The 7025-nt window shown below is 64.7% G+C and carries 9 protein-coding genes; 4 read left to right on the top strand and 5 right to left on the bottom strand.

The annotated features are described in order from the left end of the window. Positions 1-217: 217 nt before the first annotated feature. Positions 218-922, bottom strand: coding sequence for a hypothetical protein (locus tag JHD07_RS17750; protein ID WP_291624456.1), 705 nt, complete (start codon positions 920-922; stop codon positions 218-220). 284 nt (positions 923-1206) lie between these two features. Between JHD07_RS17750 and JHD07_RS17745 the strand changes: the two genes are divergently transcribed. Next, a complete protein-coding gene (locus JHD07_RS17745; RefSeq protein ID WP_291624455.1) occupies positions 1207-1665 on the top strand; it encodes a hypothetical protein in 459 nt (152 codons plus the stop codon). A gap of 35 nt (positions 1666-1700) precedes the next feature. Here the strand turns inward: JHD07_RS17745 and JHD07_RS17740 are convergent, their stop codons facing one another. The 3 genes from JHD07_RS17740 to JHD07_RS17730 all read right to left on the bottom strand — a co-directional run bounded on the left by JHD07_RS17740 (position 1701) and on the right by JHD07_RS17730 (position 4499). After that, the gene (locus JHD07_RS17740; protein ID WP_291624454.1) at positions 1701-2522 is read right to left on the bottom strand and encodes a tetratricopeptide repeat protein; all 822 of its coding nucleotides are present in this window, start codon (positions 2520-2522) and stop codon (positions 1701-1703) included. A 42-nt stretch (positions 2523-2564) separates the two neighbouring features. Beyond that, positions 2565-3266, bottom strand: a complete 702-nt coding sequence (locus tag JHD07_RS17735) for a GrlR family regulatory protein (protein ID WP_291624453.1) — start codon at positions 3264-3266, stop codon at positions 2565-2567. 198 nt (positions 3267-3464) lie between these two features. Then, on the bottom strand, positions 3465-4499 hold the full coding sequence (locus JHD07_RS17730) for a glutamine synthetase beta-grasp domain-containing protein (RefSeq protein WP_291624452.1): 1035 nt from the start codon (positions 4497-4499) through the stop codon (positions 3465-3467). A gap of 533 nt (positions 4500-5032) precedes the next feature. Between JHD07_RS17730 and JHD07_RS17725 the strand changes: the two genes are divergently transcribed. Beyond that, a complete protein-coding gene (locus JHD07_RS17725; RefSeq protein ID WP_291624462.1) occupies positions 5033-5236 on the top strand; it encodes a DUF2735 domain-containing protein in 204 nt (67 codons plus the stop codon). Between the two features lie 114 nt (positions 5237-5350). Here JHD07_RS17725 and JHD07_RS17720 read toward each other — a convergent pair whose 3' ends face one another. After that, the gene (locus tag JHD07_RS17720; protein WP_291624451.1) at positions 5351-5662 is read right to left on the bottom strand and encodes an MliC family protein; all 312 of its coding nucleotides are present in this window, start codon (positions 5660-5662) and stop codon (positions 5351-5353) included. A gap of 63 nt (positions 5663-5725) precedes the next feature. On the opposite strand from JHD07_RS17720, the gene JHD07_RS17715 reads away from it, so the two are divergent. Next, the gene (locus tag JHD07_RS17715; protein WP_291624450.1) at positions 5726-6469 is read left to right on the top strand and encodes a tyrosine-protein phosphatase; all 744 of its coding nucleotides are present in this window, start codon (positions 5726-5728) and stop codon (positions 6467-6469) included. Between the two features lie 24 nt (positions 6470-6493). Continuing rightward, positions 6494-7025 (top strand): SDR family NAD(P)-dependent oxidoreductase (locus tag JHD07_RS17710; RefSeq protein ID WP_291624449.1); only part of this gene is annotated, 532 nt, incomplete at its 3' end.

Genomic DNA, 7025 nt, shown 5'->3' with positions numbered 1-7025 from the left:
GATCTGGATCGGTGCTGCCGCGATCTTCGGTTGGGCAATTGCGGCACTAACGAACATGCGCCGGAATCGGGATCAATCACCCTAAGCTTGTCGCAATCGAATCTTTAGCCGACACCGCGCGTGCACAAGTCAACTTGTGCTACTGACCGAAGTCAGACATCCAGACGCCCGACTCGATACTCTTCCGAGCGCCGACGCGACGGAATGATCGGCGGGATTACGCCCTACGCATCAGCTTGAGCGAGGCCGCAAGGCGCAGGCTCCGCTTGCCGGCGAGCGCGATGCCTTCGAGCTCGCCGCTGTTTTCCGTGCAAGTTCCGGAGAAGCCGATCCCGACCTCGAGGCCACCGAACACCGGGTTCTCGCCCTTCGCCGGCGTGTGCTCCTGGTTGAGCATCTCGCCCTTCCAGCGGCCGTCCGCCGAGGAATAGGAGCCGAGATAGTAGAAGAACGCATCGCCGCCGAGGATGCGGCCGTCGATCAGGAGCATGACGCCGGACAGGCCGGCATCGACGCCATCGAGCGCACGCAGGCTCATCCCGTAGAATCCGTTGGCGATTCCGCCCTGCCCGATCGCGCCGCGCGGCGGCAGCGCGCCGTCATCGAGCCGCGTGAGATTGGCCCAGAAATGGGCGCCCGGCATGGTGTCCGCACCGCCCTCCAGGCGGATCTGGTTGCCGCGGAGCCGGCCGCGCGCCGTGATCGAGGCGACGTCCGCGCCCAGCAGCGGCTTGAAGCCGGGGTCCAGATTGTGCCGCTCCGTGATGACCTGGGCGATGATCTGGCCGTCACGCTCGACATAGCTGCCGAGATGCGCGAAGCCCGAATTGCCGCCCAGCATCTTGCCGTCATGCAGGCACATGATGCTGCAACCGAACCCGTCGTTGATGCCGTATTCAACCTTGTAGAGCCCGTCCAGCAACGTTGTGAACCCGCAAAATCGGAAAGCGACTGCCGGCTACCTAGCATCGCCGCCGCATTGAAGCCACCGGCTTTTCCGCGCAGCACCGGCCCCGGAACGCACGTCCACCACCATGCGATTATGCCCCTGTTTTGCCCGACAGGTCAAATCGACTTCGCAAAATCAGCAATCGTTTGATTTCAATGGCTTGGCTACTGTGCATGGGGTTGTTTTTCGAACTTTTGTTTTCGGCACGCAAAAAGATCGCGCATGAACCGGCCTTCGCCGAGGCGCGACCAAGCGGCATGGATACGACACCGCAATCAGCCGAGGAGGAGCTCAGCGCGATCATCGCCGGCGCCGCGACGCAGCCGCTGCTCGATGCGGCCTACGGGCTCTGGCGCCAGCGCTACCGCCTGGAGACGATCGCGGGCCGTCCGACCGCCGAAGAGATCCGCATCAACCGCACTCTCAGCCCCGAGCAGTTCGGCGCCAAGTACCGCCGGGAACGCGATCACGCGCATGAAGGGCCGATGTTCGGCTACGTCAAGCGTGCCCATCCGCACGCCGACGATCAGGCGATCCGGCAGGCCATCATCACCGCCGTCGAATTCGAAGACGAATACAACAAGCATTTCGACTGGAACGGCGATTTCTGGGATTGCGTGGTGCGCGCGGTGGCGCAGGCCGCGCGACGTTATCCCAACTATCGCGACACCACCTATCGCGACGCCCGGAGCGATCTCGCCTACTACATGAAGTGAACCGGCTAGACGCTTCTGCCCTGACCGGGCGGTGATCAGAAGCACAGCGTGGTGACGAGCTTGCCCTGCTTGTCCTTGATGGCATAGGGACAGCGAATGCGCTCCAGCGCCTTCTTGGCATCCTCGTCGCCGAGCGCGGCGGCGCGCTCGTAATAGGCTTTCGCCGCGTCCTTGTCCTTCGGTCCGCCGCGCCCCTCTTGCGCGAAGGCGCCCATCCGCTCCAGCGCGCCGGGATGGTTTTGCGTCGCCGCCTTCTCGAACAGCGCCCGCGCCGCGACGTCGTCCCTGGCGCCGCCCGAGCCTTCGGACAGCATCAGGCCGAGCTGGTACTGCGCCTCCGCATTGGTCTCGGCGGCCTTGCCGAGCAGCGCCCGCGCCTGGGCGGGATCGGCCGGCGCCGCGCCGCCCGCGCTGCCGAGCGCGGCAAGGTTGCTGACGCCGCGCGGATTGCCGGCCTGCGCGGCCTTCTCGAACAGCTTTCGCGCCTGCGCCTCGTCCCTCGCAAGGCCCGCGCCGGTGGCGTAGGCGACGCCGAGCTCGACCATCGCCGCACTCGATCCCTTGTCGGCTGCCTTGCGCCAGGCCGCCATCGCCTCGCCGGTCTGCCCGTTGGCGGCATAAGCGCGGCCAAGCGCGAACATCGCACGCCGCGAGGATGGCGCAGCCTGCTTGCAGAACTTGATGGCGGTGGCGACGTCGGACGCCGCAATCTCCGCGACGCCCTTCACCTCGGCCGGCTTGTCGGGATCGGTGGGGTCGGCAGCGACACGGTCGCACAAGACGAGATCGGCCGACTGCGCCTGCGCAGACACGGGCGCGGCGAGAGCGAAGAGCATGGCAACGAGGTAAGTCCGCATGATCGTCACGTTGCGTCTTCGCCCCGGCAAATTCAAGGCTGCTCAGGCGCGATGCATCAGCTTGAGGGCTGCGGTCAGGCGCAAGGATCGCTTGCCGGCCAGCGCCGTGGCCTCCAGCACGGCCTCTTCGCCGCCATAACTGCCGGAGAAGCCAATGCCGACTTCGTGGCCCCCGAAGATCGGATCGTCCTTGGCCGGCGTGTGCTCCTGGTTGAGGATCTGGCCCTTCCACCGCCCCTCCGCGGCAGTGTAGCTGCCGAGATAATAGAACGCGGCATCGCCGCCGAGGATGCGGCCCCGGTTGAGCAGCATCACCCCGGTGAGGCCGCGGTCGATGCCGTCGAGCATGCGAAGATGGATCGAATAGAGACCATCGGCGATGCCCCCTTCGCCGACGCCGCCGGCGATCGGCACTTCGTCTTCGGTGATCGGCGTCATCAGCGACTGGAACGGCACCCCGGGCAGCTCCTTCAGCTCGCCCCTGAAGCGATAGAGATCGCCGTCGGCCCAGCCCTTGGCGACCAGGGTCGCGTCATCGGTGCCGGCCATGGCGCGGTAGTTGGGATCGGGGTTGTGGCGGACGGTGTTGATCACGATGTCGACGCCGCTCTCGGTCTTGTCGTAGGTGCCGATATGGGCGAAGGCCGAATTGCCGCCGAGCAACATGCCGTTGGCGGCATGCATCACGCTCCGGCCGACGGCATCGCCGAGCTGAAATCTCACCTTGTAGAAGCCTTCAATCACCAGCCGTGTCCCCCGGCCCCCGCGCGCATCCTGGAGCACTCTATCCCGCTTCCGGCGGCAATTGGACAAGTTTCGCGGAGCCGGGTCGCGGGCACGGAAACGGCTGTCATCAAAAAGCAAAAAATCCGCCGGAGCCTTGCAGCTCCGGCGGATTGTGAGCCAACCCGGGCCAGCCCCCGAGCCCGGGCCGGGAGGATCTCAGGCCGCGGCCTGCTTGTCGGTCGGCACGGATGCGATCGTCTTCAGGATCTGCGAAGCGATCTGGTAGGGGTCGCCTTGCGAGTTCGGACGGCGGTCTTCCAGATAGCCCTTGTAGCCGTTGTTGACGAAGGAGTGCGGCACGCGGATCGACGCGCCACGATCGGCAACGCCGTAGCTGAACTTGTTCCACGGCGCCGTCTCGTGCTTGCCGGTCAGACGCTTGTCGTTGTCCGGTCCGTAGACTGCGATGTGGTCCATCAGGTTCTTGTCGAAGGCGGCCATCAGCGCCTCGAAGTACTCCTTGCCGCCGACCGTACGCATGTACTCGGTCGAGAAGTTGGCGTGCATGCCCGAGCCGTTCCAGTCGGTGTCGCCGAGAGGCTTGCAGTGGAATTCGATGTCGATGCCGTACTTCTCGGTCAGGCGCAGCATCAGGTAGCGGGCCATCCACATCTCGTCAGCGGCCTTCTTGGAGCCCTTGCCGAAGATCTGGAATTCCCACTGGCCCTTCGCGACTTCCGCGTTGATGCCTTCATGGTTGATGCCGGCAGCGAGGCAGAGGTCGAGATGCTCTTCGACGATCTTGCGGGCGACGTCGCCGACGTTCGAATAGCCGACGCCGGTGTAGTACGGGCCTTGCGGCGCCGGATAGCCGGCCTCGGGGAAGCCGAGCGGACGGCCGTTCTTGTAGAAGAAATATTCCTGCTCGAAGCCGAACCAGGCGCCTGCGTCGTCCAGGATGGTTGCGCGCTTGTTGGACGGATGCGGGGTCTTGCCGTCGGGCATCATGACTTCGCACATCACCAGCACGCCATTGGTGCGGGCGCCGTCCGGGAACACCGCGACCGGCTTCAGCACGCAATCGGAGCTATGGCCTTCGGCCTGCTGGGTGGAGGAGCCGTCGAAGCCCCAGAGCGGAAGCTGCTCGAGCGTCGGGAACGACGCGAATTCCTTGATCTGGGTTTTGCCGCGCAAATTCGGAGTCGGCGTATATCCGTCGAGCCAGATATACTCGAGCTTATACTTGGTCATTGAGCCTCTCTGTAGACGATGCGAAAGGTGGGGTTGAGAGCCCCGCACGTTTGTACCCGGCCATCATCGGCCGGCCCTCTACAAGCATTTTGCATGCCAAAAGGCCGCACTCCGGGCCGATTTCCACCGCAGTCCGGGTTGCCTGGCCGCGAGCACGCCGCCCGCGGCCACCTGCGTCACAGCCGCGCACCTTCGCATGGCGCTGCAGCGCAAAAACTGCGGAAAATCGCCCGATTCTGCAGCACGCGGTGCGTCGCTGACAGTTGCCGCTGAAACGCGCATCAACCGCCGGCAATTTTCGCAAACCCTCCCACCCCTGCGCAGCAACCTTTGGAATGGCCCAGGCGTTAGTCACCGACTGGGTGCCTTAGGGGATGCAGAGCATCGCCTGCCCACTAATTGGGCGGCAACTGATTTCCTTTTCGGCACTTTCCAATTCGGCCTGCGCGGCCGATATGGGGATTCCAGTAACCACTATCGAACGAGTCGGGCGCACCATGGAGGCAAAGGCGCTTCGACCAAGGAGAATCGCAATGATGAACAATGGTCTGAGTCACGGATCTGCAAAGATCTATCAATTCCCGGTTGGGGGCCGTGCGGCTCTCGCCGGACGCCGCTACGGGGAGACCCGCTTTCCTGCCGATCACGCTTCGCATTCCGCGAACGTCTCGATCTGCAGCGACAGCTGGTACCACCAGGATGCGGTCGATGAAGCCAAGCCCAAATGGGAACGCTGATGCCTGTACTTGGTTTTAGACCGCCGCACTCTCGCCTCCAGGCGGCGGCAGTTTGAAAAAGGACCGAAACAACGAAGTTTCGGTCCTTTTTGATTCCGAGGAGCACCACGCTGCTCAGATCACCGCGCAGGCCGTGACCGACCGCTTCAGATGCTTGACCGTGGTGGCCCCGGCCCTCCCGATGGTCAGCGTCACGCCGGCCCCCGAATAGCGGGCCCCCGAAACCGCCAGCCGCTTGCCGAGCGTGACTGGCTCGCCGTCGATCTGGAGGAAGGCGCGCTTGTCGCCGTCATAGAAGCCAACGATGAACTGCGTCCCATCCGCGCAGCGATAGGTCCGGAAAGTCTGCGCGTCCGCATGCCGCGTGAAGCAGATTCCGCCGAGCAGCATGCTGATCGCCAAAACAACGGCCTTGTCCCGGCCCATGATCTCCCCCTGTAATAGATTCGAGGACGCCCGCCAGGCGGGAACATAACCCAAGCTGATCCAATGACAGACTCCCCTGCCCGCCATCTCGCCTTGCAAGGCGCCAGCAATTTTCGCGATCTCGGCGGCTATCCCACCACCGATGGCCGTACCACGCGCTGGCGGCACATCTTCCGCTCCAATCATCTCGGCCAGCTCACCGCTGCCGACGTCGAGATCGTCCGCGCGCTGGGCGTCAGGAGCGCGTTCGATTTCCGTGGGCGCGAGGAGCGCACGGCCGGCATCTGCGCCCTCAACGAGGTCGCGGTGCATTCGCTGCCGATCGAACCGACCGTCGTGGCCGCGCTGCGCGCCGAGCTTGCAAGCGGTTCGCTGACTGCGGCGCTCGCGATCGAGCTCATGCGCGAATCCTACCGCAACTATGTCCGCCACAACACGCACAGCTTCCGCGCGTTGTTCGGCCATCTGCTGGAAGACCGCGCGCCGCTGGTGATCCATTGCACCGCCGGCAAAGACCGCACCGGCTTCGCCAGCGCGCTGATCCTGCATGCGCTCGGCGTCGCCGATGACGTCATTGCCGAGGACTACCTCCTGACCAACCGGCACTACAAGCTCGGCGCGTCGAGTGCCTCAGATCTTCCCGCCGATGTTCTCGACGCCATTGGCAGCGTCGAGGCCTCGTACCTCGCTGCGGCTTTCGACGCCGTCCGCAGCGAATATGGCGATCTCGAAACCTATTTGCGTGATGGCCTCAAGCTCGGCACGGCGGAGCGAACCGCGCTGAAGGCACGCTATCTCGAACCATAAGCCGGCTGCGGCGGGAGAACGATGATGCAAGGCAAGGCTTTGGTCGTGACGGGCGCACGCGGCGCACTTGGCAAGGTGGTCGTCGAGATCGCGCAGTCGCGCGGAGCGCGCCTCGCCTGCATCGATCACGCACCGTCGCAGATGGCCGCAAGTGCCGAGCGTATCGAGATCGGCGGCGTCGACCTGTCGGACGCGGCGCAGGCGAAGACGGCCGTCGATACGGCGGCACAGCATTTCGGCCGGCTCGATGTCCTGATCAACATCGCCGGCGGCTTCGCCTTCGAGACCGTCGGCGATGGCGATGTCTCGACCTGGCAGCGCATGTACGCGCTCAATGTCCTGACTGCGCTCAACACCTCACGCGCCGCGCTGCCGCATCTGGCCAGGTTCAACGCCGGCCGCATCGTCAACATCGGCGCCACGGGCGCGCTTCAGGCCGGCAGCGGGATGGGCCCCTATGCCGCGTCGAAAGCCGGCGTGCATCGCCTGACCGAGGCCCTCGCCAACGAGTGGAAGGGCAAGGTCACAGTCAATGCGGTGCTGCCATCGATCATCG

The organism is Bradyrhizobium sp. (genome assembly GCF_016462955.1).
Taxonomy (GTDB): Bacteria; Pseudomonadota; Alphaproteobacteria; order Rhizobiales; family Xanthobacteraceae; genus Bradyrhizobium.
This window is presented reverse-complemented; position numbering and strand designations above follow the sequence as displayed.